This window comes from Cereibacter sediminicola (genome assembly GCF_007668225.1).
Classification (GTDB): Bacteria; Pseudomonadota; Alphaproteobacteria; order Rhodobacterales; family Rhodobacteraceae; genus Cereibacter_A; species Cereibacter_A azotoformans.
This window is the reverse complement of record NZ_VDEK01000010.1, coordinates 25,105-51,391: the sequence shown is the minus strand read 5'-3', so window position 1 is coordinate 51,391 and position 26,287 is coordinate 25,105. Positions and strand designations below refer to the sequence as shown.

Below are 26,287 nucleotides of genomic sequence, written 5' to 3'. Positions count from 1 at the left end.
AGACAGATCGCCGCAAACGGTGACGTCCGCATGACAACGGCGGATCTTCATCGACCCACCGACAGTTCGGCTCGGCCCCTCGACAAGCGCGGCCCCTTCTTCCACGATGGCGGCAGATCTTCCCGTACGAGGCCTCCCATACCTGTCCTGCTGGCTGCCCTCCCGATCCTCACCGTGCTGCTCGCCATGGCGGCGCTCGGACGTTCCGCCGTCGTCGCCGGTGCCGCCGGGCTGGGGGTGGCGCTGCTTCTTGCGGCGACGAGCTTCGACCTGACGTCCGGCTCGGGCGGGGCGGTGACGGTGCCTCTGGCGGCGCGCGGCATCGGGGCGGAAGTTCTCCATTCCACCGCCACCATCCTCTGGATCATCCTGCCCGCCCTCGCGATCTACGAACTGCAACGTAGATCGGGCGCGATCGACCGCATCCGGGACCTTCTCACGGGCCTCTCGAAGGACCGGCGCATCCTGGTCCTGCTTATCGCCTGGTTCTTCGGTCTCTTCATGGAGGGTGCGGCGGGCTTCGGCACGCCGGTGGCGCTGGGGGCGCCGCTGCTTGTCGGCCTCGGCATCCCGCCGGTGCGGGCCGTCGTGCTGGCCCTGCTGGGCCACGCCTCGGGCGTGTCCTTCGGGGCCGCGGGCACGCCGCTGCTGACGCAGGCGGCCATCACCGGCGTGCCGGTGGGAGAGATCGCCCTGTTCGCCGCGCTGCTGCACGCCGCAACCGGGGGCGTGCTTCTGCTGGCGCTGCTGTGGCTCGCGGACGGGCGGGCGCTCTCGCGCGGGGATCTCGGCTGGGGGCTTGCGGCCGCCGCCTGCTTCTTCATTCCCTCGGTGGCCCTTGCCGCGCTGACGGGGCCCGAGCTTGCCACGCTCGGCGGCGCCCTTCTTGGCTGCGGGGCCTTCGTCCTGCTGCTGCGGCGCCTGTCTCCGGTGGCGGGCGCCGAGCGTCCGCGCGCCGCCCATCTGGCCGATCTGGCGCCTTATCTTCTGATCCTCGCGCTGGTGCTGGCCACCCGCATGATCCCCGCCGTGCAGGAACCGCTGTCGGCCGCGGCGCTGCGCTGGACCCTGCCGGGAGGTTTCAGCGGCGGTTTCCAGCCGCTCTACCATCCGGGCACGATGCTGGCGGCCGGGCTGGTCGCCGGAGCCCTGCTGACCGGCCGGGGGGCGCTGCTCCTGCCATCTGTCGCCGCGGCGTTGCGTCAGCTTCTGCCGGTGGCGTTGGCGCTTGTCATCATGCTGGCCCTTGCGCGGGTGATGGTCCATTCGGGCATGGTGGGCACGCTGGCCACCGCGGCCGCGCGGACGGGCGAGGTCTGGCCGATGCTCGCCCCGGCGGTGGGGGTGCTCGGCACCTTCGTCACCGGCTCGGCCACCACCTCGAACATCCTGTTTTCCGAGTTCCAGCTCTCCACCGCCGCGGTTCTGGCCCTTCCGCTGCCCGTGATGCTGGCGGCCCAGACCTTCGGTGCGGGCATCGGCAACATCGTGGCGCCGCACAACATCATCGCCGGCTGCGCCACGGTCGGCATCAAGGGCCAGGAAGGGCGGATCCTCGCCCTCACCCTCGCGCCCTGCGCTGTGGCCGTGCTGACGGCGGGCCTCCTGCTGATCGCGGCCTTTGCGCTGCCTTGAGCAGGTCGAGGCTTGCGCGCCCGGCGCCCTCGATCCGCCGGCAGGCCGCGGTCACGCCGCGCGCAGGGCGATGATGTGACAGGAGGGCAGCGCCTTGAGGGCCTGCCCGATCTCCTGCCGGTCCATCAGGCAGAAGGCGGTGCTTGCGGCATCCGCCACCGCCGCGCTCGGGGCGGTCACGCTCACGAGGCGCCAGCGCGCGGGCGCCGGCGCGCCCGTCCGCGGATCGAGGATGTGCCCCGCATCGCCCGAAGCGTCGAAGGTGGTCCCGAGCGGGGCGGAACTGGCCAGCGCCGACTGGCGGAGCATCACGCTTCCCTGCCCCTCGGCCAGCGCCACCGGCCAGCCTTGTCCGTCAGCCTGACCGCCCGGCGCGACAAGCTCTCCGGTATCGACCAGCACATCCGTCAGCCCCTCGGCCCCGAGGAGGGCCGCGATGCGGTCCGCGATGTAGCCCTGCGCGATCCCGTTCAGCGTCAGCGCCATCCCCGGCGCGAGACGGACGCCGCCCGTTCCGAACTCCACGCTCTCCCAGCCGACAAGCCTTCGCGCAGCGGCGATTTCCGCGGCCGAGGGCGGCGCGCCCGCCGCATGACGCTCGGCATGAAGACGCCAGAGCGGCTGGATCGTCGGGTCGAAGAGGCCGCCCGTCGCGTGATGCAGATGCGCCGCAAGGCTCAGGCATTCCAGCAGTTCGGGCGGCGGCGCGGGGATATGGCCCGCGCGGTTGAGGCGCGCGAGGTCCGACTCGCGGTGAAGGCTGAAGATCCCCTCGAGCCGCGCGATCTCGGCCAGCGCGCGCCGGCCTATGGCATCGGCGTCGGGATGGGCGAGCAGGATCTGCACGCCGGTCCCGAGGGCCTGCCCGCGGATCCGCGTCAGCGCGGGCGCGGCAAGTGCCGGACCGGCCACGAAGGCCGCGGCGCTGATCGACAGGAAACGGCGGCGGTTCATGCTGTCACTCCGTCCTCGGGGCCAGCCGGCCCAGCATATCTTCGTAGTCTTCCTCGTCTCCTCCCGCCTCCGGGGCGGGTGCGAGGAGGGATTCGTCGCGCACCTCGGCCAGCGTGACCACCTGCCCTCCGTGCCGGGCCGCAAACGCCTCGGCCGCCGCGCGATCCGAGAAGGGCACGAGTTCCGGTGCGCCCATCCCCCCCGTCGCGTCCGAGGCGGTCACGAACAGCGCCCCGTCGGTCGCGATCCAGTTCTCGGGCCCCGGCTCTTCCCAGCTCGCGCCGGGGGCGCCCATGTCGTTGACATAGACGGCCCGGATCGCCGCGCTCTGCTCGGGCATCCGCTGGTAGGCGAGCGCGTCGCGGACCTGACTGAAGAAGAGCGGCGGGCCGAAGTCGAGATGCACCTGCGCCTTGGGGCCGGGATGTTCGAGAAGGTTCATCTGGCAATAGTGCCCCACCGCCTCGGGCGTCAGGGCCACGGGCGCCGGCAGGGGCGCCTCCTCGCGGCAGCTGGCCAGAAGAAGAGCGGCAAGCAGCAGGCGCTTCATGGCGTGACCCTCCGGAAGGCTCCGACGGCGAGGCCGAAGGCCAGCACCGGCCAGAGCAGCACCGAGGCCAGCGCCTGCAGCGGCGGGATCGCCGCGGCCGCGCCACCCACGCCGGCGGCCGCCGCCGTCGCGTCGGAGGCCGCGAGATTGTAGAGCCGGAAGGCATCCGCCGGATTGCCCAGCAGCAGCCACGGGAAGACGCGGGTGGTGAAGGCGCCGCCATCGTCCGCCACCACCGCCGCCAGTAGCCCCAGATCCCACAGCACGATCAGCGCAAGCCACAGGCCGATGGCCATGCCCGCCGCCGCGCCGGGGCGCCGCGCCACGGCCGAGACCGCATAGCCCGCCGCAAGAAAGGCAGCCCCCAGCAGGAGCGAACTCCAGAACAGGCGGAAGAGCGCGGGCAGTCCCGCGGTCGCCTCGGGATCCACGCCGAGCGCGGCGCATGCGGCAAGGCCGTAGCCCACCGCCACGGCCAGAGCCAGAATGGCCAGATGAGCCACGAACTTCCCCAGCAGCAGCTCGGCCCGCGACACGGGGTAGGTCAGGGCCAGCGGCAGCGTTCCGCGCTCGATTTCGCCCGCCACGGCGTCGAAGGACATCAGAAGCGCCACCAGCGGCACCAGATAGACGGCAAGGCTGGTCAGGCTGGCCACGGTCACGGACAGCCGGTCGATGCCCAGCTCGCCCGTGGGCGCCGAGCCGGCCGCAGCCAGCACCAGCGAGAACAGCGCCATCAGCAGGGTGACGATGGCCACCCAGCGGTTGCGCAGCGCGATGCGCGCCTCGGCCGCGGCAAAGGCAAGGATGCGGCTCATGACGGCCTCCGGCTGTAGTGGCTGTAAAGGTCCTCGAGGCTCGGCGGCAGGATCTCGACATCCTCCACCATCGGGCCCAGTGCGGTGATCGCGCCCAGCCGGTCGAGCTTTTCGTCGGGCGCGCAGGACAGATCGACGGTCACGCCGTTGCGCCGCCCGCCCTTCAGCCGCTCGGCCACCTCGTCGGCGGCCCCCGGCCGGGCCGAGACCTGCAGCCGGATCGGCAGCGCCGCCTGCCGGCGCAGGTTCGCCAGCGTGTCGTTGGCCATCAGCCGTCCGCCCGACAGGATCACGATCCGGTCGGTCCGCGCCTCGACCTCGGTCAGCGCGTGCGACGACAGCAGGATCGCCGCCCCCTCGGCCGAAAGCTCGGCCAGAAGCGCGTAGAAGTCGCGCCGCGAGACCGGATCAAGGCCGCTGGTCGGCTCGTCCAGCACCAGAAGCCGGGGATGCCCGATCAGCGCCTGCGCCAGCCCCACCCGCTGCCGCATCCCCTTGGAGTAGGTGCCGATCCGGCGGCCGGCCGCCGCCCCGAGACCCACGCGGTCGAGCAGGTCGCCCGCCTTGCGCGCATCCTCGCCCCGCAGCCGCAGGTAGTGCCGCAGCGTCTCGAGGCCGGTGAGGGCCGGATGAAAGGCCGCGTTCTCGGGCAGGTAGGCCGTCACCGCGCGGGCGGCGCGGCTGCCCGGCGCATGGCCGCCCACGGAGATCCGACCACGGTCGGCGGCGATCAGCCCGAGCACGATCTTCATCAGCGTGGACTTGCCCGCGCCGTTGTGGCCCAGCAGCGCCACGCGCTCGCCCGGCGTGACGGACAGGCTGATGTCATCGAGGGCCGTCAGCCCGCCAAAGGTCCTAGTGACCTGCGAGAGTGTCAGCATCGGGAGTCTCTCCTTGTGGCCAGGGGGGCACGGCCGCCTCGAGGCGGGCCGCGGCGTCGGGCACGGGAATGTCGATCGCGGTCATCAGCGGATGCGAGTCGCGCACGCCGCCGGGCAGGGTCGCGGGAAAGCTCGCCTGGCTCCAGCGGATGAGCTGCACGGCGGGCGAGCCCACCAGCAGCGCCGCCGCGGGCTGCGACCACAGGATATGGTCCATCAGGTCGTTCGGCCGGAAAGTCGCATCCGCGATCCCGTCGCCGTTCAGATCGAAGGCCGGATGGTCCGACCAGAAGTTGCCGCGGCCCGCATGGCTCCATTCCACGCTGCGCGAGCTGACATGCTTGACCTGCGTCCGGTTGCCGATGAAGGCGTTGCCGGTCAGCGTGTTCTTCTCGGAGCCCGCGGTGAAGTGGATGCCGATGGCGCAGCCCGCGAAGCGGTTGTCGTGGATCACGTTGCGGTGGGCGTTGTAGATGAAGGTGCATTTGCCGGTGCCGCCGCGCACGAGGTTGCGGGCCACCTCGGCGTTGTTGACGTAGTTCAGCATCACCCCGTGGTCGCGGTCGCGCAGGCTGAGGTTGTCCGTCACCGTCAGATGGTGCGAATACATCAGCGCATAGCCAAGGTGGTTGCCGATCGAGACATTGCCCGTCACCTCGGAGTGGTGGGCATACATGTAGTGGATGGCGAAGCGCAGGTTCCGCATGGTGTTGTTGCGGAAGATGTTGCGCTCGGAGACATTCACGAAGATCCCGTCGCGGCCGAGGCTGATGTCGTTGCCCTCGACCACCAGCCCCGGCGCCATCCAGACATAGACTCCGTTGCCGCGGGCGGGCATGTGGGCGTCCGCGCGCCCCACGATCACGTTGCCGCGCACCGTGGCATCCACCGCCCCGTGGATATCGACCCCCACGAGGTTGCCCAGAAGCCGGTTGCCCTCGACCAATGCCCGGTCGCCGCCCTTCAGCAGGCGGATGCCCGAGTCGATCTCCTCGTGGGACGAGCCCGAGCCCACGATCTCCAGCCCCGCCAGCGTGACGTCGGGCGCGGTGACGGTGATGACCGAGCCGCTGCCGCCCCCGTCGATCACCGCCCCGGCCCGGCCGCGGAGCGACAGCGGCCGGTCAAGCAGCACCGGCCCGTCGTGACGGCCCGGTGCCAGGATGAGCACGTCGCCGGGGTCAGCCCCGGCGACGGCGGTCTTCAGCGCCCCGGCCTCGGCCGGCACCAGCCGTTCGGCCGCGGAAAGCGGTCCGGCCAGCAGGCAGAGCGCGAGGGCAAGGCGCAAGAGCATCGTCAGGCCGCCTTCGGCTCGACGAACATCCGGCCGCGCATCTCCATGTGGAGCGCGTGGCAGAACCACTGGCAGTAGTACCAGTAGACACCCGGCTGGCCCGCGACGAAGGTGACCGAGGCGGTGGCCATCGGCCCGACCTCCATCGCGACGCCGTGGTTGCCCATGGTGAAGCCGTGGGTCAGGTCGTCCACGTCGTCGAGGTTGGTGACGATCACCGTCACCTCGTCGCCCTCGGTCACGGTGAACTTCTCGAGGCTGTAGCTCGGCGCCACGCCCGACAGATAGACCCGGACCTTGTTGCCGTCGCGGATCACCTCGCCGGCGAACTCGTCGATGTTGACGCCATCCTTCTCGGCCTGCGCGCGCGCATCGGCCCAGGTGGGGTCGTTGCGGTCCCAGACCGAGCGGATGTTCATCTTCGAGGCATGGACCGCGATCGCGTCGTGGGGCTCGGCGAAGGTCGGGCCGTCATGGACGAGCACCATCTCGTCGCCCGAGATGTCCACCAGCTGATCGTTCTCGGGCTTGAGCGGGCCCACGTTCAGGAAGCGGTCCTTTGAGAACTTGCAGAGCACAACCAGCCACTTGCCGTCGGCTTCCAGCGTCTCGCCCATCGAGGTCTTGAGGTGCCCCGGCTGGTATTGCACATCGAGCTTCTGCAGGATCGGATCGACCTTCTCGCCGTTGTAGGCGCGGATGGCCTTGTCGATGTTCCACTTGACCACCTGGCTGTCGAGGAAGAGTGAGGTGTAGCAGTTGCCCGCGCCGTCGAAGGCGGTGTGCAGCGGCCCGAGGCCCAGCTCCGGCTCGGCGACCACGGTCGAGCGTGGCTCGGCGCCCTCGTAGAAGACCGCATCCAGCTTGCGGACGTCGATCACCGTCACCGTGGGCGAGAGCTTGCCGTTGATGCAGAGGTGGATCCTGTCCGGCGCCATGTTGCAGCCGTGCGGGTTGTTGGCGATCGGGATGTAGCGGGTGTAGTTCTTGTTCTGGCCCTTGCGGCCGTCGATCACCTTGACGCCGTTCAGTTCCTGATAATCGCCCGCGGCGATGCCCTTCTCGATCTCGGCGATGTTGAAGACCACGACATGGTCCATCTCGGCTTCCATCATCTCGCCGAGGTTGGTGCCCATCTCCGAGTTGTAGGAGGTCGAGAAGGCATATTTGCCTTCGTAGTCCGCGTCGGTGTTGTCGAGGTTGCCGGAAACCAGCACCTGCCACGCCACCTTCATCTCGTCCGCGTCGATGGCGGTGAAGAAGTTGACATATTGCGACGGATCGTCGAGCACCGTGCCGTCATTGACCATCGGCGCCTCGTCCTCGCCGTTGGCAAAGACGTAGTTGGTGCGCGGCCATTTCTGCGGACGCAGGCCGTGGATGCCCTTGGCGTTCGGGATCTCGAGGATCTTGTCGGTCTTCATCACGTCGCAGCGCACGCGGGCGACGCGGGTGTTGGCCTTGTCGTTCATGAAGAGGTAGCGGCCGTCGTACTTGCCTTCGGTGAAGGACATGTGGACGTGGTGCAGGTCGCCGTTGTCGTGGACCTTCTTGCCGTTCGCTTCCAGATATTTGCGGGTCTTCTCGGTCATGTTCTCGGTCATGACCTTGATCGACTCGTTCGTCTGTCCCCAGCCGGTGGCCGAGCAGCGGTTGAACACCGGCACCCGCATCAGCTCGCGCATCGAGGGGATGCCGAGGATGCGCATCTCGCCCGTCTGCCCCGAGGACCAGAAGCCGTAATATTCATCGAGTTCGCCCGGAGCGAGATGGGCCTTGGCGGCCGCCGAGGCCGCGCCGGTGGCTGCGACGGTGGCAAGGCCCGCGCCTCCGGCCAGCATCGCCGCCCGCGGCGCCAGAGCGCCGAGCGCCGCCCCTCCGGCCGTCGCACCGAGCAGGCCGCGCCGGCTGATGCCTCCCCGTTCCTTGTCAGACATGGGCTTTTCCCTTCACGTTTGGATGGTTCTGGATGGCTTGCTCCAGCGCCTCGCGCACGGCGGCGGTGTTCGCCGAGGCCGTCTCGCGGCGCTTGAGTTTCTTGATCACCACCGGGCAGGTGGTCTTCGACTGGTAGTGCACCTGACAGTTGAGGCAGTTCAGGCACTCGTTCGGGTTGATCTCGCCCGTGGGATGGATCGCCTGCACCATGCAGTCGCGGGCGCAGGTCTGGCAGGGATTGCCGCACTCGCGGTAGCGCTTGAGCCAGTCGAACATGCGGATGCGGGCCGGAATGGCGAGGCCGGCGCCCAGCGGGCAGAGATAACGGCAGTAGAAGCGCTCGACGAAGAGCCCGATCCCCAGCAGCACCAGCGCATAAAGGACGAAGGGCCAGGCGCGGTCGAACTTGAGGATGATCGCCGTCTTGAAGGGCTCGACCTCGGCCAGATGCTCGGCCTGCTCGATCGAGGCGAGGCTCACGCCGAAGAGGCCGAGGAAGAGGATGTATTTCACCGCCCAGAGCCGTTCGTGCAGGCCCCAGGGCAGCGTCACCTGCGGGATGCGGGCGAGCTTCGCCAGCCGGTTCGTCAGCTCCTGCAGCGCGCCGAAGGGGCAGAGCCAGCCGCAATAGGCGCCGCGTCCCCAGAAGACCAGCGCGGCGGCCACCGAGAACCACAGGATGAAGGTCATCGGGTCGAGCAGGAACGCCTGCCAGCTGAAGCCGTCGCGCAGCGAGCCCACCAGCGCCATGAGGTTGACGACCGAAAGCTGGGCGTTGGCATACCAGCCGAGGACGACGAGCGTCGTGGAGAGGAACGCGATGCGGAACCAGAAGGTCAGCCGCGCCGAGGCGGTCAGGAACGACTGGAAGAAGAAGGCGGCCGTCAGCACGCCGAGCATCGTCAGAAGCGCCGCGATCCGGCCGCGGTTGTCCTGCCAGATCCGCTTCCAGAGCTGGGCCTGCGCGGCGGCTTCGGTCTGGGGCCCTGCGCTGACGGCGGCGGCGGGGGCCACGGCGCGCAGGTAGCGGGCGGGAAGCTGGTAGCCGAGGTCGAAGGTGGTGAAGACCTTCTCGATCGGCCCCACCTCGCGCTGGACGAGAAGCTGGATGCGGAAGGGCTCCGCCGGATCGAAACCCGAGTCCGCGGGAATGCGGAACAGGTCCATCTCGGTCATCTGCGGCGCGCCGGCGGCGGCGATGGCGCCGAGGCGGCGGTGCATCCGGTCGCGGAAGCGGATCGAGACATCGCCCTGCACCAGCACGATCCGGTCGAAGATCCCGCCGCGGACATAGCCCGACCCCTTGTAGGAATAGGCTCCGCGTCCGGCGAGCATCAGCACATGATCGCCCGGCTGCACCCACTGGCCAAGGTTGGCCTGTTCCGCCTCGCCCAGCAGGCTGCGCCCGATCCCCGGCACGCTGACAAGACCCGCAACCATGTCGATGAAGGTGGCTTCGTCCGCCCCGGCATGGGGTCTTGCGGCCGCGCGCGGGTCCGAGTGGGCGGCGAAGGCCGCGTTGATCTGGGCCACATCCAGCGACAGGCGGCGCAGCGTGCCGTCGCCCGTCAGGCTGAGCCAGTCGGCGGGCGCCGCGGCCTCTGGGTCCAGCTCGAGGCGGGGCCCCTGACGGGCCGCCTCGGCCGCGAGCCCGCCGAGACCCAGCGCCCGCGCGACCTTCAGGCCCGAGCGCACGATCGAATCGTCGATGACCATGATGGTGACGGTCGCGCCCGAGATGATGTCGATCTCGTGCGCCGCCCCTTCCTCGGCCGCCTCGGCCACCAGATCCATGCCGACGTAGCCGGAGACCATCTTGCGGATCCTGGCGTCCGGGATGCCCACGAGGACGATCGGCTCGGAATGCTTGACCAGCTCGACCCCGCTCACGCGGCCATCGAGGCCGACCGCCATCAGCACATGAATGGGCTTGCCGGAATAGCCGGTCGTGCCGACGAAGTCGGAGGTGACAAAGGCGTAGCCCAGCGTCTCGGTCCCCTTCAGGACCGGAACCACCGCGATGTCCCCGCGCAGCGGGCCGTAACCGTCGGCGCCGGGAACCAGTCGGGCAGCCGGAACCTCGGCCGCGAACCGCGTGATGAAGGGCTCGTTCGCCTGCGCAAGCCCCGTCAGGAGCAGGAGGGTGGCGAGGGCTGCAAGGAGCCGGAGGAGGATGGCACGGCCCGGGGCCGGAAGAGATGGCATGGCTCAGGCTTTCTCGGGCGGGGGACCGCGGGCCAGGATCACGGCTTCCGGCCTCGGGGCGGGCGATGGAGGTGGCGCGGCCGCGTCGGGCGCGCGGCCGCCCGTGACCCAGGCCGCGGGCGTCGGGCCCGGCAGCACCGCCGCAAGCGTCCCCGTGCAGGCAGTGCAGGACGCCGGGCAGCCATCCGCTTCGGGATCGACAGGCTGGCCCGCCCGGTCCATCAGGATCGTGGACAGACCGCCGTCATGGTCGCAGATCACCATCTCGACCAAGGGCCCGCGCGCGGCCATCCGCACGGCCGCTGCGGCCGACGAGGCCAGCGCCGTCGCCAGCGCAAGGGCCAGCGCAAGACAGAGGCAGAGAGGGAACAGGCGGCGCGTCATGCCATAGCCCTAGCCGCCGCCTCCCGCCGCGACGTTGATAAGGATCAAACAATCTATCTCTTTATGGGGTGCCGCGTGCCGCCCTTCGGAACAGGGGCGCACCTTCGGCAATGGCCGACAGCGCAGCCGGTCTGGCCTCGCGTGGTCCGGTCGAAAGAGGATCGGCTGCTCCGTTGCGCGTCCGGGCACATGGGTCGGTCAGCGCCGCCACGTCCGAACCGCCGGCGGGGTTCCGGCGCCCCGGTCGCCGCCTGCGCCATGTGGTCAAGCGGGCCTTTTGGTCACTCCACCTGCTCGTAGAGCAGGCTGGTGGCCTCGACATCGGCCAGACGGGTGAGCGTGGCCAGTGTCGTGGCGGTTGCGCTGCGGTTCTCGCTTCGGATCAGGACCACGAGGCGTCCCTCCTGCACCAGGGCCACGGCGCAGCCGGGGATGGAGAGGACCCGCCGCATGACCGCCTGCTCGCGGCCCGGACGCACCCGGAGCAATGCGCTCGAGATGTGGGCCTGCGGCCTTCGTCCCTGTCCGGGACCCGGCCCGCGCTCGCTCTGGACCGGTGCGGCGAACCTCGACATTCTCTCCCCTCCGTTGACGGATCGCATGGGCACGGGACGCCGCACCATCGCGCCCGAGGGCCAAGGGTCGCGTCGAAATCCGGGACGGGGGCCGGACTCAGCCGTGAAAGAGGAACCGCGCGGGCGATCAGGGGACCGTGCGGGAGCCTTCAACCGGCGCAGCCGGAAACCCAGTGTCTTGGACGATACTGGATACCGCGGTTATAAGGATACTTTGGTATGCCCCTTTTTGCAACGCGCAAGGGCAACGCGCGTCCGGTTGCCGCGGGGCGGGCCGCTCCGAGGAATGCGTCGCTTGGCGGGAACGGAAGAGGCGCTGGCCGGTTCAGCGGCGGACAAACCGGCAGCAGGACGGGGCAACCCTCGAAGACGGGCGAGCCCTGCCCCACATCACGCGCGCGAGTGCCCGGCAGACCACCGCGGACCTGCATGAGGGCGGCGCAAGTGATCGGGCCCTGCCATCGCGACCGCAACCCGCCCGTTCCCGGGCACCCCGAGGAGGAGACCATGACCATGATCCGCACCCTGACCGCAGCCGCCACGGCGGCCACCCTGCTCGCCACCGCCGGCTGGTCGCAGCAGGCCACCACGAACGATCCCGCCGACTTTGCCCAGATGGCCGGCGTGTCGAACATGTTCGAGATCGAGTCGAGCCGTCTCGTGCTCGAAAAGCAGCTGGACGATGTCGAGGTGGCCGATTTCGCCCGGCACATGATCGAGGATCACACGATGGCCGGCGAGAAGATGATGGCCGCCGCCGCCGAAGAGGGGGTGAACGTGCCGACGGCGCTCGACGACGAGCACCAGGCCAAGCTGCAGGAGTTGCAGCAGGCCGAAGGTGACGCCTTCCGGCAGGCCTACGTTCAGGCACAGGTCGAAGCCCATGAAAAGGCGGTGACCCTGTTCGAGGGCTTTTCGCAACAGGGTCAGGAAGGGCCGCTGCGAAACTTCGCGGCCGAGACGCTGCCGACGCTGCAGGAGCATGAGCAGTCGATCCGGGCCATAGCGAACCAGGCCGCCCAGTGAACGACCCGGCAGGCCGCCCGGTCCCGGCGCGTCGGCGCCGGGCCCTCCCGCCGGCAACAGAGCGGGGCCGCGAAGGCCCCGGCTTTCCCCTTGCCGCGGGGATCCTGCTCGGCCTCGGGCTGGGGGGCTTTTTCGACGGGATCGTGCTGCACCAGATCCTCCAGTGGCACCACATGGCCACCAGCGCCGGCTATCCGCCGGACAGTGTCGAGAACCTCAAGCTCAACACCCTGCTTGACGGTCTCTTTCACGCGGCCACCTACATCTTCACGGTCGCGGGCCTCGTGCTCCTGTGGCGGGCGGCGCGCGAGCGGCACAGCCCGTGGCGCGCCAGCGCCCTTCTTGCGACGCTGCTGATGGGGTTTGGCCTCTTCAATCTCGTCGAGGGGATCGTGAACCACCACATCCTCGGCCTGCACCATGTCAACGAGACGGTGCCGCGGGACCAGTGGATCTGGTGGGATGTGGGCTTCCTGATCTCGGGAGCGGCGATGCTGGCGGGCGGATGGGCGCTCTGGCGGCGGGCGAACGCGCCGCGGCGCCCCTAGCGGCCCGCGCCGCCGAGCATCCCGGCCAGCCGCCCGACGTCGACCGGGACCGACCAGAGGAACCCCTGCCCCGCCTCGATGCCAAGATCGGTAAGGATGCGGCGCTGCATCTCGGTCTCGACCCCCTCGGCGATCGAGCGCAGCCCCATCCCGCGCGCGATCTCGGCGATGGCCGCGACGATGGCGCGGTCGTCGCGCCGCTCGGCAAGGCCCGCCACGAACTGCCGGTCGATCTTGATCTCGGCCACGGGCACCTTCTTGAGATGCGCCAGCGAGGCATGGCCGGTGCCGAAATCGTCGAACGACAGGCCAAAGCCCCGTCCGACCAGCCGCTCGAGCACCTCGGCCGCCCCATCCGTCCCGCGCCCGACGAGACATTCCTCCGTGATCTCGAGCGCGAGGTGCTGGCCGGTGATCCCGCGGGTCTCGAACATGTCGATCGTCTCGAGCAGCGTTTCGGAGGACTTGATGTCGTCGGGATGCAGGTTGAGGGCGATCTTCGGCGCGCGAACGCCCTGCCGGCGCCATCGGCCGATGTCGTCGGCCACCGTCTCGGCGATCTGGCGCGACAGGGCGGGCAGCAGCCCACGCTCGGAGGCGACGCCGAGGAACCGCTCGGGCGATGGCGCCTCAGCGCCGTTGCCCGGCCAGCGCACGAGGGCCTCGGCGCCGACGATGCCGCCGTCGGACAGGGAGAACTGGGGCTGGTAGAGGACCGTGAAGGACCGCGCATCCAGCCCGGCGCGCAGGCCCGCCTCGATGCCGTCCTCTTCCGCCGCGCGGCGCTGAAGATGGATGTCGAACTGCATCGAGCGGCCGCGACCGCCCTCCTTCGCGCGGTTCAGCGCCAGATCGGCCTTCAGCATGAGGTCGGCCGGGTCTGTTCCATCGCCGGGGCAGAGGGCCGCGCCGATCGAGGCCCCGGCGCGGATGATCGGGCCACCCAGTCGGGCCGGGCGGTTCAGTTCCCTGAGCAGCCGCCCGCTGACGGCCGAGATCGCCTCGGCATCGGGAATGTCCCTCAGGATCACGGCGAACTCGTCGCCGCCCACCCGGCCGATGATGTCCTTGCGCGCCAGCGCCCCGCGCAGGCGCTGTGCCAGTTCGGCCAGCAGCTTGTCGCCGACCCCGTGGCCATAGAGGTCGTTCACGGTCTTGAAACGGTCGAGATCCAGCAGGAGCAGGCCAAAGGACTCTCCCGACGTCGTCTGACGCGCCACGGCGGCCTGCAACGCCTCGTGAAAGGCCTTGCGGTTGAGAAGCCCCGTCGCGAAGTCGATGTTGGCCAGCCGATGATTCTCGTCTCGCGCCTGCCGCAGGCTCTCGACCGCCTCGGAGAGGGCGGCCACCGACTCGTCGCGCTGCCGGGCGGTCCGGCCGGCTGTATAGGTGAAGTAGGCGAGGTAGGAGCCATAGACGATCGCATAGGCCGTGACCGGCCAGGCCACCCCCCATCCGCCGAACTGGAACGAGAAGACGACCGCCGAGAGGATCGTCCAGACATAGGCGAGCGAGGCGACGAAGGCGCGGTGCAGCATGAAGGCGCCCCCCGACAGCATCCCCGTGCACACGAGCAGCACCAGCATCTCGTCGCCCGCGCCGTGAAAGGCCACCACATGGATCGGAAGGGCGGCCCAGGGCGCGGCCAGCACGACCGAGGTCAGCACCAGCCTGCGGGCCGCGCGCCGGGACACGCGCGTGATCTGTCGGCCGGCGGCCTTGGCGGACATGCGCACGAAGATCATGCAGAGGACGAAGACCACCGACAACCAGAGCGTCGTGAAGAGGGCGTTGTCCGCCCCCACCGTCGCGGCCGCATAGACCACCGCATTGACGGCCGTGACCGAAGCCCCCGCAACGGTCCCGCTGATCACGCTGGCGGCGTCTTCGGGGCTGGGATGCAGCGTCGCGGCCCGGAGGGTCACCTCCCGGACCTTGCGCAATCCCTCCCGCACTGGCTCCCCCGACCTGTTCACCCAAATCCCCCCGGCTCGGATCGCAGTCTCAGGCCTTCTGCCTTAAACAACCGTATGCGGCGGCAGGAGACGGGTGATCGCATCGGACAGGAGAGCATCCGTCACCGACCTCGCCGAAAGCGTGTGCCCAACCTGCGGAAGTTGGATGTGGCCCGACCGGCGGCGGCCGGAGCCGATCCTGCGAGGCACCCTGCGCCACCTCTCCTCGGGACGCCTGCATGAGCGGGCCAGCCGTCCGGCCACAGGACAACGGCGGCTGTCAGGCCTCAGTCGGCAGCGAGACCCGGCAGCGGACGCCCTCGGGCTCGAAGCTGACGTCCGCCCCGCCGCTTTCGGCATAGGCAAAGGCGTTGCGGATCACCGTCTGGCCAAAGCCCCAGCGCGTTGGCTCGGCGACCACGGGGCCCCCGCGCTCCAGCCACTCGAGCCGGACGATGCCCGCAGGGCAGTCCTCGCGCGGCAGGCAGCGCACCGACACGGTTCCGCCGGATGCCGAGAGCGACCCGTATTTCATCGCGTTGGTAGCAAGTTCGTGGATCACGAGGCCGAGCGCGATGGCCGAGCGCGGTTCGATCTGGACGTCGAGAACCTCGATCGTGACGCGGCGGGACTGTCCTTCGTTGTAGGGCGCCAGCTCGCGCAGCAGGATGTCCCGGATCGAGATCTCGTTCCAGGATTTGGCGGCCAGCAGGTTGTGCGTCGCCGCCAGCGCCTGGATGCGCGCGGTGAAGGCCTTCTGGTAGCCTTCGAGCGTGTCCTCGTAATGCATCGTGCGGCGGCTGATCGACATGACCAGCGCCAGCGTGTTCTTCACCCGATGGTCGAGTTCGCGCAGCAGAAGCTGCTGATGACGCTCGGCCGCCTTGCGCTGCGACAGATCGACCATGGTGATGACACAGCCGCTGACCGGCTCACCCGGCACCTGCAGCGGCGCCGCGCTGATGAGGTAATAGGGCGTCCCCTCCCGCTCGGCCGCCACGGCCTCGATCCCCTGCACCGGGATGCCCTCGATCGCCTGCGCCACGATCTCGCCGATCGAGAGCAGACCCGCGGCCTCGGCGATGGTCAGGTCCATCACCCGCGCAAGCGGACGGCCGATCGCGTCCGTGCCCAGCAACGCGGCGGCGGCCCCGCTCAGGTGCGTGATCCGCCCGTCGGTGTCGCAGACGAGGACGGGCTCGTTGGCGCAGGCGATGATCGCAAGCGCCGCCTTCTCGTTCTGCCGCGCCTTTTCGGCCGCAACCTGTTCGGTCACGTCGGTAAAGGTGACCGCATAGCCCGACACCGTGCCCAGCCGCAGCTTGCCGCAGGAGAGAACCACCTGACGCCGGGCCTCTTCGGGGCCGATCAGGATCCTGCGCCGCTCGAGCCGGCCTGCGAGGATCTCGGCCTCGAGCCCCGGATCGCCCGCAAGTTCCCCCAGACCGATCCCCTCAAGCTCCGCCAGTGGCCGCCCCAGAAGACCCGCAAGCACCCCGTTGGCAAACAGCACGCAGCCCGAATCGTCCAGCGCGGCGGCCCCGATCTCCATCATCTCGATGAAGCTGCGGCATATGTCGGGATCCCCGCCGATCATGTACACGTCGCTGTCGTCCGAGACGCCGACCACGAGCGCATCCACGTCACCCTGCCGGATCGCCAGCAGCGTCTCCTCTGCCTCGCGCAGGCGACGCCGAAGATCGTCGATCTCGGACAGGTTCATCGCCATCACTCCAGGTCGAGCTTCAGGTTCACCAGCACCTGCTCCTTGTCGGACAGGTCGCCGATGATCTTGCGGATCGGAACCGGCAGTTCCCGCACGAGCGTCGGGATCGCCACGATGCTGTGCTCCTTGGCGAGACGCGGGTTCTGCTTGAGGTCGATCACCTCGACCTCGTACTGGCCGGGCAGATCCTGTTCGCAGATCCGGCGCAGGTTGCCAATCGCGGCGAGTGACTTCGGCGTCTGGCCGGCAACATAAAGAACCAGGCGGCGCACGCTCATTTCCCTCCCTCCGCGGATTCCGGCACAAAACGGTCGGCCCCGCGGCTGCGGGCCAGCTCGGCCACATCTTCGGCGCGCTGGCGGTTCTGGATCTCTTCGGAGGCCAGAAGCGCCTGCAACGCGATTTCCTCGGCCCTCAGTTCCGCCTCGAGCGCCTCGATCTGCGCGCGCGCGCGGCGACGGCGCTGCTCGATCTGCTGCTGCAGCCGGCCGCTCTCGGCAAGCCGCTCGGCCTCGAGACGCCGCAGGCGCGCCTCCTCGGCCTTCCGTGCCGTCCCCGTCAGCGCCCCGCCCTCACCCAGATGCGGAGGAACGAGCGATATCCCCTTGTCACTCATTACGAATTCCCGAACCTGATTGGAATGGGCAGTGCCCCGCGCCTTGAGCAGATAGAGCTCGCGGTTGAATTCGCCATTCACCTCGCGGTTCAGCATCAGCACCCAGCCATCCATCAGAGAGGACATGCCCGCGTCCGTCGTCGCCTCCTCCCGTCCGTGGGCCAGATGGGTGAAGATCCCCGTGATGCCGCGGGCCTTGAGGAAGTCCACGATCCGCAGCAGCATCGACTGGACCTCGAGCGGATCGCCGCTTTCGGTGAAGGCCGAGATCGGGTCAAGCACCACCACTGTCGGCTCGAACCGGATGACCTCGCGCAGGATCACGGCAAGATGCATCTCGAGGCTGTAGAAGGTGGGCCGCGCCGCCATGAATTGCAGCAGTCCCGCATCGCGCCAGCGCCCGAGATCGAGCCCCAGCGAGCGCATGTTGCGCACCGCCTGATCGGCGGCCTCCTCGAACGAGAAGTACATCGCCCGCTCGCCCCGCTCGCAGGCGGCGGCCGCGAAATGGGCCGCCAGCGACGACTTTCCCGAACCGGCCACCCCCGAGACGAGGATCGACGATCCCCGGAAGAACCCGCCCCCCGTCAGCATCGCGTCAAGGTCCGGCACGCCCGAGGCGATGCGCTCTTCGTGCACCTGATGCGCAAGGCCGATCGAGCTGACCGGCAGGACCGAGAATCCGTCCGTGTCGATGAGGAACGGATATTCGTTGGTCCCATGCGCCGTGCCGCGGTATTTCACGATTCGCAGGCGCCGGGTGGAAATCTGGTTGTGGACGCGATGATCGAGCAGGATCACGCAATCCGACACATATTCCTCAAGCCCCTGCCGCGTCAGCGCCCCGTCGCCGCGCTCGGCGGTGATGACGGTGGTGAGGCCGCGCTCCTTCAGCCAGTCGAACAGGCGACGGATTTCGGCGCGCAGGATGGCGGGCTTGGAAAAGGCCGAGAACAGGCTTTCGATCGTGTCGAGCACGACCCGCTTGGCCCCGACGGAGTCGATCGCCAGTTCCAGACGCAGGAACAGCCCCTCGAGATCATAGTCCCCGATCTCGGCTACCTCCGACGGATCGACGGCGATATGCTCCATCGCGATCAGCCCCTGATCCATCAGGGCGTCCAGCTCGAATCCCAGCGAGGCGACGTTGGTGACGATGTCCTCGGGCCGTTCCTCGAAGGTGACGAAGACGCCCGGCTCGTCGTGCTGGCGGACGCCATTGATCAGGAAGGTCGAGGCGAAGAGGGTCTTGCCGCAACCGGCCGACCCGCAGATGAGGCTTGGACGACCCGTCGGCAAACCGCCCAACGTGAGGTCATCAAAGCCCTGGATGCCCGTCGGCGACTTGCCGACACCAAGCTGGGAAGACATTCCTACTATTGCCCCGGTCCTTGAATGCATGGATGCGACAGTTGGCGACAGTTACTTTTTCGGAGAAGTATCACTCGGAAGAAGCCTTTCTCAACCGCTGTCGTGCATGGCTCGCAAAAATAGGGCCGCATAGGCCACCGCCGGAAAGATGATTGCGCCACGCGCGCAGCGCCAATGCGGAAGGTGTCTTACCGGCGCGAAGCTGGTGCCGGCGGCGCGGTGCAGGGGCGGTTCGTGTCCGGCAGGGCGCAGGGCCGACGGCCCCCGTGCCCGCCTACGGCGCGGCCTGATCGGGGGGCACCCCAAGGCGCGCACGGAATCGCGCCATCTCGCGCGGCTCGGGGCATGTGCCGGTGTAGATCTCGACGTAGTTCGGGATGCGCGAGAGGCGCGTCTCCATGGTCTCCTCGGCCCGCATCGAGATGTAGCCGATCTGGACCAGATAGACCGTTCGCGCTCGGACATCGGCATCCTGCGCCGCATGGCCCCAGCGCACGAGCATGTCGGACAGGGCGGCCAGCCGCCCGGCGTCCGCCGCCTCGACGGCGGCCGCCATGGCCGGGTCCTGCAACGCCCAGCTGCGCGCCGCGAACTCGAACCGGGCGTCGAACCGACCCGACAGGAAACAGGCGAGCACGTTCAGCATCGCCTCGGATCCGCTGTCGGCATATTCGCCGCAGGCCGCCACGAGCGGGACGGTCGTGGCGGCGGCCCATTGCGCGCGCAGCGCGTCAAGAACGTCCGCCCGGTCCTTGAAGAACCAGTAGAAACTCGTCCGCGCGAGCTTCATCCGTGCGGCGAGGGTCATGATCTTGACCGATTCCACCCCGCCCTCGATCAGCGACTCGTAGGCGGCCTGAAGCCACGCCTCGCGCGAGCCGCGCAACCCCGTCTCGACTGCCGGTTCATCCATCCCCTACTGGTAGGCGGCCCCGCCCCGGCGTGCAAGCGCATCTCCTGCGGTGAACCGCGGACGGGTTCCTTCGACGGATCAGTGCGGCACGATCACCGGCCGTCCCTCGCGCGAGGTGAGGATCTCGGCACCGATGCGCCAGACGCGGGCGACCTGTGCCTCGTTCAGCACCTGCGCCGGAGGGCCCGCCGCCGACAGGTGCCCGTCCTCGACCAGAAGCAGCCGGTCGCAGAACCGCGCCGCCATCGTCAGATCGTGGATCGCGACCAGCACGACGCCGCCCGTCTCCTCGGCATGGTCCCGCACATGGCGCAGCACCTGAAGCTGGTGATGCAGGTCAAGCGCGCTCGTCGGCTCGTCGAGGATCAGCAGCACCGGCCGCCGCAGCAGCCGCTGCGCCAGCAGGACCAGTTGCTGCTGCCCGCCCGAAAGCGCCTCCATCGGCCGGTTCGCAAGCGGCGCCAGCCCGAGCCGCGCCAGCATCCGCTCGGCGGCCGACACCTGCTCGGGCCGGATCCGCCAGCCCAGCCCCTCCCGGAGCCCCAGAAGCAGACACTCCAGCACCGTCAGCCGAGAGCGCACGGCGAAGGCCTGCGGCAGGAAGCCCACCTCCTGCGGGGACAGCGCCCGCTCTTGCCAGCGGACCGATCCGCCGGCCGGCAAAAGCCCGGCGACCGCGGAAAGCAGGGTGGACTTGCCCGCCCCGTTCGGGCCAACCACCCCCGCCACGCAGCCGCGCGGCAGGCAGAGGTTCACCGGCGCCAGCACCTGCCGCCGGCCCCGCCAGACCGAGAGATCGGAAAGAACCAGCGTCATGGGCGGCCTCCGTCGCGCAGGATGACGGCCAGCAGCATCGGAACACCGGCAACCGCGGTGATGATGCCGACGGGGATGACGGCGCCGGGCGAGAGGATCTTGCCGATCACCGAGGCCGCGACCAGAAGGACCGCGCCCATGATCGCCGCAAGCGGCAGGGCAAAGCGGTGATCCTCGCCCACCATCCGCCGGGCGACATGCGGGGCGATGAGGCCGATGAAGCCGATCGTGCCGGTAAAGCTCACCGCGCCCGCCGTCAGCAGCGCGACCAGCACGAAGGACCGACGCCGCAACCGCTCGATGTCGAGCCCCAGGCTCGCCGCATTGGCCTCGCCCAGCCGGAGCGCCGTCAGGCTCCAGACATCGCGCGCAAGGACCGGCACCGCCACCGCCATGATCAGCGTGATCGCCTGCACCGAGGTCCAGCTCGCTTTCAGCAGGCTTCCGAACAGCCAGAAGACGATCTGCTGCAGCACCTCGGGCGCGGCAAGGAACTGCAGGAGCGACTGGAGCGACTGGAAGAAGAAGAGCGTGGCGATCCCGGCCAGCACCAGCACCTCGGCCGAGGCACCGCGAAAGCGCGCCACGGCATAGACAAGGCCGCAGGCCAGCAGGGTCATGGCGAAGGCCGAGGCCGGCACCACGATCCAGATGGCCAGCGGCAACAGACCGCCGAACATGATCCCGAGCGCCGCGCCGAAGCCCGCCGCCGCCGAGAAGCCAAGCGTGTAGGGCGAGGCCAGGGGGTTGGCGAGGATCGTCTGCATGACGAGCCCCGAGATGCCGAGGCTGGCGCCGACCAGCACCCCCGTCAGCGTCTGCGGCATCCGCAGCTGCCACAGGATCGTGGCGGCCGCGCGGTCGAAGCCGTCGGGCCCGGCCAGCAGCGCCTCGGTCACCTTCCCGAGCGAGAGCCCCGAGGGGCCGGTCACCAGATCCGTCACCGCCAGCACCAGCAGCGCGAGCAGCGCGGCGCCAAGCACCGCCAGCCGTGCAGCGCTTTCGCGTCGGCCGGCCCCTGCCCTTGCAGTCAGCGCGACCGTCATTTCGACCGCACCATGAACGGGCCTTCCGGCGCCACGGGCAGCCAGTCGCGGTAGAATTGCGCAAGCTCGGCGGCCGGGTCCACATCGGCGAAGGCATCGGGATGGATCGCCTTGGCGACGTAGCGGACGAAGGCAAAGTCCGACAGCGTCCGCGACCCGCCGTGATAGATGCCGTAAACCCGGCCCTCGCGCGCGGCGGGCAGATCCGTCCAGCCCGGCCGACCGAGATAGGCCGCGATCCGCTCCTGTGCCAGCGCCTCGTCCTGCCCGAAGCCGAGAAGCACCGCCTCGGGCTTGTTCCGCCACTCGGAGCCCGCAAGCAGGATCACCTCGGGCTGCTCGGCCAGCACATATTCCGGCGAGAGGGGCCCCCAGTTCTCGATCTGGCCCGCCGCGATGTTGCGGCCGCCGACCATGTCGATGACCCCTGCCCACATGCCGCGGCCGTAGGAGTTGCCGATCTCGGCCGGCCCCTTCTGGGCAAGCTCGACATAAACGCGGCGGGCATCCGGCCCCGCCTGCGCCACACGATCCAGCGTGTCCTGCATCCGCTCCTGATAGAGGGCGGCCAGTGCCTCGGCGCGCTCGGCCTGCCCCGTGACGGCCCCCAAGAGGCGGGTGGAGGCGACATGGGTCGCAACCGTCTGGGCGTTGTAGTCGATCGCGACCACGGGAATCCCCGCGGCCTCGATCTGCTGCACGCCCTCGCCAAGCGCGTCGAATTGCCAGGTGGCGAGAATGGCCAGATCGGGCCGGGCGGCGATGACCGCCTCGACCGAGAAGGTGCCGGATTCGACATCTCCCACGTCCGGAAGGTCGGCGAGCGAGGGCAGCGCGGCGGTGTAGGCCGCCCATTGGCCGGGGCGCCAGTCGGCCCAGGGCCCGCGCGAGAGGGCCGCGATCCGGCGCTCGCCGCCGGGGCCCGTGACGGCCAGGAAGTCTTCGTAGTTGAAGCCGAGAAGCACATGTTCGGCGGGGGCTTCGAGGGTGACGCTGCGGCCGCGCAGGTCGGTGACGGTGATCTCGGCCATGGCCGGAAGGGCGAGCGCGCAGAGGGCGCTCCCCAGCAAGAGGGTGAATTTCATGATCCTGTCCGGGTTCAAGAGGCGCACGGGGGCGCCGTTCGGGTTCACACGCGGGCGAGACCCGAGGCCGGGGGCGCGCGTGCGCGCAGGATCACGGGCGGGCGGAACCCGCCCGGCGACGAGGGCGGCGGCAGAGCCAGCCGGGCCACGCGCAGCGGCGTGAACTCCGCGCCGCAGCCAGCCCCGCCCGGCGAGGCCGCGGCAATCAGGTGGCAGAAGAGGCAGGACTCCCCGGTGCCGCCGGCGGGCGTGCTGTCGCCATCGTGGCAGATCTCGACGGGAAGCAGGAACGCCGCCAGCAGGGCCTCGGAGCGATGCGGCGCCGCGGCCGGACGCGCGCCCAGCAGGGCGAAGGCCGCGACCAGCGCGAGCAGCAGGGCCTGCATCCAGGGGCGGCGCCCGACCATCAGCAAGGCCGCTTCCCCACATCGCCCGGCCGGGCCGGCTGCCGCCCGGTGCCCGGCCGAGGGGCCGGGAGCGTGAGTGGCAAAACAGAGATGCGGGATCGCCCTTTCATGCCTCCTTCTACCACGGCAGCGGCGGCGTGACTTGTGCCAAATCAAACTTCCGCGCGACGCAGGCAGAGGCGCCCGTGCCCCGGGATCAGGCGAGAATCAGGCGCCCGCGGCCGCGACGGCAGCACCACCCGGATCGCGTCACGTCCCTTGGCCTGCAAGGCTTTGCAGATGTCCCGCCATCGGCCCGAGATGCCGCGCAAGCGGCGAGTTCCTGCGCCAGACCAGGCCAAGCGTGCGGCGGGGCCGCGGCTCCCGCAGCCGCGCGATGGAGACGGACGCCGAAGCCGTCTCGAGCGGGATGGCCATCTGGGGAATGAGCGTCACCCCGATCCCCGCCCCTACCATCTGCACCAGCGTCGAGAGCGAGCTGCCCTCCATCAGGTCCGAGGGGGCCGCAGGCATGTTGCAGAAGGACAGCGCCTGATCGCGGAAGCAGTGGCCCTCCTCCAGCAACAGCAGCCGCATCTCGCGCAGGCCCGCCGAGTCGGGAACCGGCCTCCCCTCGTCGGCCAGCGGACGCACCAGCATGAACTCCTCTTCGAGGATCGGCTCCTCGTGCAGCAGGGGCTCGGACACCGGCAGCGCCATGATCGCCGCATCGAGGCGACCCTCGTTCAGGTCCGCCAGCAGCTTTCGCGTCGTGGCTTCGCGCGGACGAAGATCCAGCCGCGGATGATGGCGGGCCAGAAGCTGGATGATGGCCGGCAGCAGATAAGGCGCCACCGTGGGGATCACCCCCAGCCGGAAGCGCCCGTGCAGAGCCTCGCCCGACGCGCGGGCCAGCTCTCCCAACTCATCCACCGCGCGCAGGATCTCGCGCGCCCGCGCGACGAAATCCTCGCCGAGACTGGTTAGCCGGATCCGCTTTGGCCCCCGTTCGATCAGGGCGGCGCCCAGCATCTCCTCAAGCTCCTTCATCTGCAGCGACAGCGCCGGCTGCGTGATGCGGCACGCCTCGGCGGCGTGGCCGAAATGCTGGTGCCGGGCCAGAGCCTCGAAGTAGCGAAGATGCTTCATCGAGATGTTCATCATTAGCGCAACTCATCGCAATCATCAGAAATACAAAGTAGCCTAAATGGCCGGATCGGGCTATCCGTCTTTTCGCGCGCAGAGCCGCCCAGCGGCTCGCGCTTCAGGGGAAAGATGGAGTCGCGACATGGACGGAAACGGTATCGGTTCGACCGGCAAATGCCCGGTAATGCATGGTGGCAACACCGCCATGGGCACCTCGAACACGGATTGGTGGCCGAATGCGCTGAACCTCGACATCCTGCACCAGCACGACAGCAAGACGAACCCGATGGGGCCGGGCTTCGACTATCGCCGGGCGCTGCAGGGGCTGGATGTGACGGCGCTCAAGCGTGATCTGCACGCGCTGATGACCGACAGCCAGGACTGGTGGCCGGCCGACTGGGGCCATTACGGCGGGCTGATGATCCGCATGGCCTGGCACGCGGCCGGGTCCTACCGCACCGCCGACGGCCGCGGCGGCGGCGGCACCGGCAACCAGCGCTTCGCGCCGCTGAACTCGTGGCCGGACAACGTGAACCTCGACAAGGCCCGCCGGCTTCTGTGGCCGGTCAAGAAGAAATACGGCAATGCCATCAGTTGGGCCGACCTGATCATCCTCGCCGGCACCGTGGCCTACGAGTCGATGGGGCTGAAGACCTTCGGCTTCGCCTTCGGCCGCGCCGACATCTGGCACCCTGAAAAGGACACCTACTGGGGCGCCGAGAAGGAATGGCTTGCGCCCTCGGACAGCCGTTATGGCGATGTGGCCGATCCGGCCTCGATGGAGAACCCGCTGGCCGCGGTGCAGATGGGCCTGATCTACGTGAACCCGCAGGGCGTGAACGGCGAGCCCGATCCGTTGCGCACGGCGCTCCATGTCCGCGAGACCTTCGCCCGGATGGCGATGAACGACGAGGAGACGGTGGCGCTGACGGCGGGCGGCCACACGGTCGGCAAGTGCCACGGCAACGGCGATGCCGCGCTGGTCGGGCCGGACCCCGAGGCGGCGGACGTGGTCGAGCAGGGGCTCGGCTGGATGAACCACTCGACCCGCGGCGTCGGCCGCAACACCGTCACCAGCGGCATCGAGGGCGCCTGGACGACCCATCCGACCCGGTGGGACAATGGCTATTTCGACCTGCTGTTCGGTTATGAATGGGAGCTGCGCAAAAGCCCGGCCGGCGCCTGGCAGTGGGAGCCGATCGACATCCGCGAGGAAGACAAGCCGGTCGATGTCGAGGATCCCTCGATCCGCTACAATCCGATCATGACCGACGCGGACATGGCGATGAAGATGGACCCGATCTATCGCCCCATCGCCGAGCGGTTCCACCGCGACCCGGCCTATTTCTCGGAGGTCTTCGCTCGCGCCTGGTTCAAGCTGACCCACCGCGACATGGGTCCGAAGGCGCGCTACCTCGGGCCGGACGTGCCGCAGGAAGATCTGATCTGGCAGGATCCGGTTCCCGTCGGCCGCACCGACTATGATGTGGCCGCCGTCAAGGCGCGCATCGCGGCCTCGGGCCTCTCGGTGGCCGAGCTGGTCTCGACCGCCTGGGACAGCGCGCGGACCTTCCGCGGCTCGGACATGCGGGGCGGCGCCAATGGCGCGCGGATCCGGCTGGCGCCGCAGAAGGACTGGGAGGGCAACGAGCCCGCCCGCCTCGCAACCGTGCTGGGCGTGCTCGAGGGCATTGCGGCCGAAACCGGGGCGAGCGTCGCCGACGTGATCGTGCTGGGCGGCAATGTGGGGATCGAGCAGGCGGCCCGCGCCGCGGGCGTCGAGATCACCGTGCCCTTCGCGCCGGGCCGGGGCGATGCGACGGACGAGTTGACCGACGCGGCCTCGTTCGACGTGCTGGAACCGATCCACGACGCCTTCCGCAACTGGCTGAAGAAGGACTACACCGTCAGCCCCGAGGAGTTGATGCTCGACCGCGCCCAGCTCATGGGCCTCACCGCGCATGAGATGACGGTGCTGCTGGGGGGCATGCGCGTCCTTGGCACCAACCACGGCGGCACGAAGCACGGCGTCTTCACCGACCGCGAGGGTGCGCTGACGACCGACTTCTTCGTCAACCTGACCGACATGGCCAATGTCTGGAAGCCGGCCGACGCCAACCTCTACGAGATCCGCGACCGGCGCACCGGCGCGGTGAAGTGGACGGCGACGCGGGTCGATCTGGTCTTCGGCTCGAACTCGGTGCTGCGCGCCTATGCCGAGGTCTATGCCCAGGACGACAGCCGCGAGAAGTTCGTGCAGGACTTCGTGGCGGCCTGGACCAAGGTGATGAACGCCGACCGCTTCGACATCGCCTGATCCCGCGCGACAGGCCAAGGCACAGGAACAGGGCTGCCCCCGGGGCGGCCCTGTTTTGCGTCGTCGCGGCCACGCGCCTTCGATCGCTTGCTCACCAGCTGC

23 protein-coding genes are annotated in these 26,287 nt (G+C 69.4%); 4 read left to right on the top strand and 19 right to left on the bottom strand.

The genetic code is table 11. From position 1 onward, the window contains the following. Window positions 1-30: 30 nt before the first annotated feature. A complete protein-coding gene (locus tag FG154_RS09015; protein ID WP_281282057.1) occupies window positions 31-1,635 on the top strand; it encodes an L-lactate permease in 1,605 nt (534 codons plus the stop codon). A gap of 51 nt (window positions 1,636-1,686) precedes the next feature. Here the strand turns inward: FG154_RS09015 and FG154_RS09010 are convergent, their stop codons facing one another. From FG154_RS09010 to FG154_RS21715, 9 genes are all read right to left on the bottom strand, one after another. After that, entirely contained in the window at window positions 1,687-2,589 is a 903-nt protein-coding gene (locus FG154_RS09010) for an FAD:protein FMN transferase (RefSeq protein ID WP_145106774.1), read from the bottom strand. 4 nt (window positions 2,590-2,593) lie between these two features. After that, the gene (locus FG154_RS09005; RefSeq protein WP_145106772.1) at window positions 2,594-3,139 is read right to left on the bottom strand and encodes a nitrous oxide reductase accessory protein NosL; all 546 of its coding nucleotides are present in this window, start codon (window positions 3,137-3,139) and stop codon (window positions 2,594-2,596) included. Further along, a complete protein-coding gene (locus FG154_RS09000; protein WP_145106770.1) occupies window positions 3,136-3,957 on the bottom strand; it encodes an ABC transporter permease in 822 nt (273 codons plus the stop codon). Before FG154_RS09000 ends, FG154_RS09005 begins: the two co-directional genes overlap by 4 nt. Then, window positions 3,954-4,838: an ABC transporter ATP-binding protein gene (locus FG154_RS08995; RefSeq protein ID WP_145106769.1), complete on the bottom strand. Its 885-nt coding sequence runs from the start codon at window positions 4,836-4,838 to the stop codon at window positions 3,954-3,956. Before FG154_RS08995 ends, FG154_RS09000 begins: the two co-directional genes overlap by 4 nt. Next, window positions 4,813-6,132 carry a nitrous oxide reductase family maturation protein NosD gene (locus tag FG154_RS08990; RefSeq protein WP_145106766.1) on the bottom strand — a complete coding sequence of 440 codons (1,320 nt, stop codon included), beginning with the start codon at window positions 6,130-6,132 and terminating at the stop codon, window positions 4,813-4,815. The genes FG154_RS08995 and FG154_RS08990 overlap by 26 nt, the downstream gene beginning before the upstream one ends. Before the next feature lie 2 nt (window positions 6,133-6,134). Next, window positions 6,135-8,069 carry a TAT-dependent nitrous-oxide reductase gene (nosZ, locus tag FG154_RS08985; RefSeq protein ID WP_145106763.1) on the bottom strand — a complete coding sequence of 645 codons (1,935 nt, stop codon included), beginning with the start codon at window positions 8,067-8,069 and terminating at the stop codon, window positions 6,135-6,137. After that, window positions 8,062-10,275: a NosR/NirI family protein gene (locus FG154_RS08980; protein ID WP_145106760.1), complete on the bottom strand. Its 2,214-nt coding sequence runs from the start codon at window positions 10,273-10,275 to the stop codon at window positions 8,062-8,064. Before FG154_RS08980 ends, nosZ begins: the two co-directional genes overlap by 8 nt. A gap of 3 nt (window positions 10,276-10,278) precedes the next feature. After that, the gene (locus tag FG154_RS08975) at window positions 10,279-10,659 is read right to left on the bottom strand and encodes a hypothetical protein (RefSeq protein ID WP_145106757.1); all 381 of its coding nucleotides are present in this window, start codon (window positions 10,657-10,659) and stop codon (window positions 10,279-10,281) included. A 281-nt stretch (window positions 10,660-10,940) separates the two neighbouring features. Continuing rightward, window positions 10,941-11,234 carry a chaperone NapD gene (locus FG154_RS21715; protein WP_145106755.1) on the bottom strand — a complete coding sequence of 98 codons (294 nt, stop codon included), beginning with the start codon at window positions 11,232-11,234 and terminating at the stop codon, window positions 10,941-10,943. 507 nt (window positions 11,235-11,741) lie between these two features. Here FG154_RS21715 and FG154_RS08965 point away from each other — a divergent pair. Beyond that, a complete protein-coding gene (locus FG154_RS08965; RefSeq protein ID WP_246100186.1) occupies window positions 11,742-12,260 on the top strand; it encodes a DUF4142 domain-containing protein in 519 nt (172 codons plus the stop codon). Then, window positions 12,257-12,808 (top strand): DUF2243 domain-containing protein, encoded by a 552-nt coding sequence (locus FG154_RS08960; RefSeq protein ID WP_145106753.1) that lies wholly within the window; start codon window positions 12,257-12,259, stop codon window positions 12,806-12,808. The genes FG154_RS08965 and FG154_RS08960 overlap by 4 nt, the downstream gene beginning before the upstream one ends. Here FG154_RS08960 and FG154_RS08955 read toward each other — a convergent pair. The 10 genes from FG154_RS08955 to FG154_RS08910 all read right to left on the bottom strand — a co-directional run bounded on the left by FG154_RS08955 (window position 12,805) and on the right by FG154_RS08910 (window position 23,886). After that, window positions 12,805-14,751: a putative bifunctional diguanylate cyclase/phosphodiesterase gene (locus tag FG154_RS08955; protein WP_246100184.1), complete on the bottom strand. Its 1,947-nt coding sequence runs from the start codon at window positions 14,749-14,751 to the stop codon at window positions 12,805-12,807. The genes FG154_RS08960 and FG154_RS08955 overlap by 4 nt on opposite strands. A gap of 292 nt (window positions 14,752-15,043) precedes the next feature. Further along, window positions 15,044-16,486 (bottom strand): sensor histidine kinase, encoded by a 1,443-nt coding sequence (locus tag FG154_RS08950; RefSeq protein WP_145106748.1) that lies wholly within the window; start codon window positions 16,484-16,486, stop codon window positions 15,044-15,046. 5 nt (window positions 16,487-16,491) lie between these two features. Then, window positions 16,492-16,767: a circadian clock KaiB family protein gene (locus tag FG154_RS08945; protein WP_186312321.1), complete on the bottom strand. Its 276-nt coding sequence runs from the start codon at window positions 16,765-16,767 to the stop codon at window positions 16,492-16,494. Beyond that, window positions 16,764-18,476: a circadian clock protein KaiC gene (gene kaiC, locus FG154_RS08940; RefSeq protein WP_145106746.1), complete on the bottom strand. Its 1,713-nt coding sequence runs from the start codon at window positions 18,474-18,476 to the stop codon at window positions 16,764-16,766. The genes FG154_RS08945 and kaiC overlap by 4 nt, the downstream gene beginning before the upstream one ends. Before the next feature lie 274 nt (window positions 18,477-18,750). Next, entirely contained in the window at window positions 18,751-19,389 is a 639-nt protein-coding gene (locus FG154_RS08935; RefSeq protein ID WP_145106744.1) for a TetR/AcrR family transcriptional regulator, read from the bottom strand. Window positions 19,390-19,467: 78 nt separating this feature from the next. After that, window positions 19,468-20,205: an ABC transporter ATP-binding protein gene (locus FG154_RS08930; RefSeq protein WP_145106741.1), complete on the bottom strand. Its 738-nt coding sequence runs from the start codon at window positions 20,203-20,205 to the stop codon at window positions 19,468-19,470. Then, window positions 20,202-21,251: a FecCD family ABC transporter permease gene (locus FG154_RS08925; protein WP_145106738.1), complete on the bottom strand. Its 1,050-nt coding sequence runs from the start codon at window positions 21,249-21,251 to the stop codon at window positions 20,202-20,204. Before FG154_RS08925 ends, FG154_RS08930 begins: the two co-directional genes overlap by 4 nt. Beyond that, window positions 21,248-22,336, bottom strand: coding sequence for an ABC transporter substrate-binding protein (locus tag FG154_RS08920; protein WP_145106736.1), 1,089 nt, complete (start codon window positions 22,334-22,336; stop codon window positions 21,248-21,250). Before FG154_RS08920 ends, FG154_RS08925 begins: the two co-directional genes overlap by 4 nt. A gap of 44 nt (window positions 22,337-22,380) precedes the next feature. Beyond that, complete coding sequence (locus FG154_RS21040; RefSeq protein ID WP_186312320.1) at window positions 22,381-22,749, bottom strand: hypothetical protein; 369 nt, start codon at window positions 22,747-22,749, stop codon at window positions 22,381-22,383. A gap of 243 nt (window positions 22,750-22,992) precedes the next feature. Beyond that, window positions 22,993-23,886, bottom strand: a complete 894-nt coding sequence (locus FG154_RS08910) for a LysR substrate-binding domain-containing protein (protein WP_145106732.1) — start codon at window positions 23,884-23,886, stop codon at window positions 22,993-22,995. Between the two features lie 124 nt (window positions 23,887-24,010). Here FG154_RS08910 and katG point away from each other — a divergent pair, with 124 nt between their 5' ends. Beyond that, window positions 24,011-26,185, top strand: coding sequence for a catalase/peroxidase HPI (katG, locus tag FG154_RS08905; RefSeq protein ID WP_145106730.1), 2,175 nt, complete (start codon window positions 24,011-24,013; stop codon window positions 26,183-26,185). Window positions 26,186-26,287 lie beyond the last annotated feature (102 nt).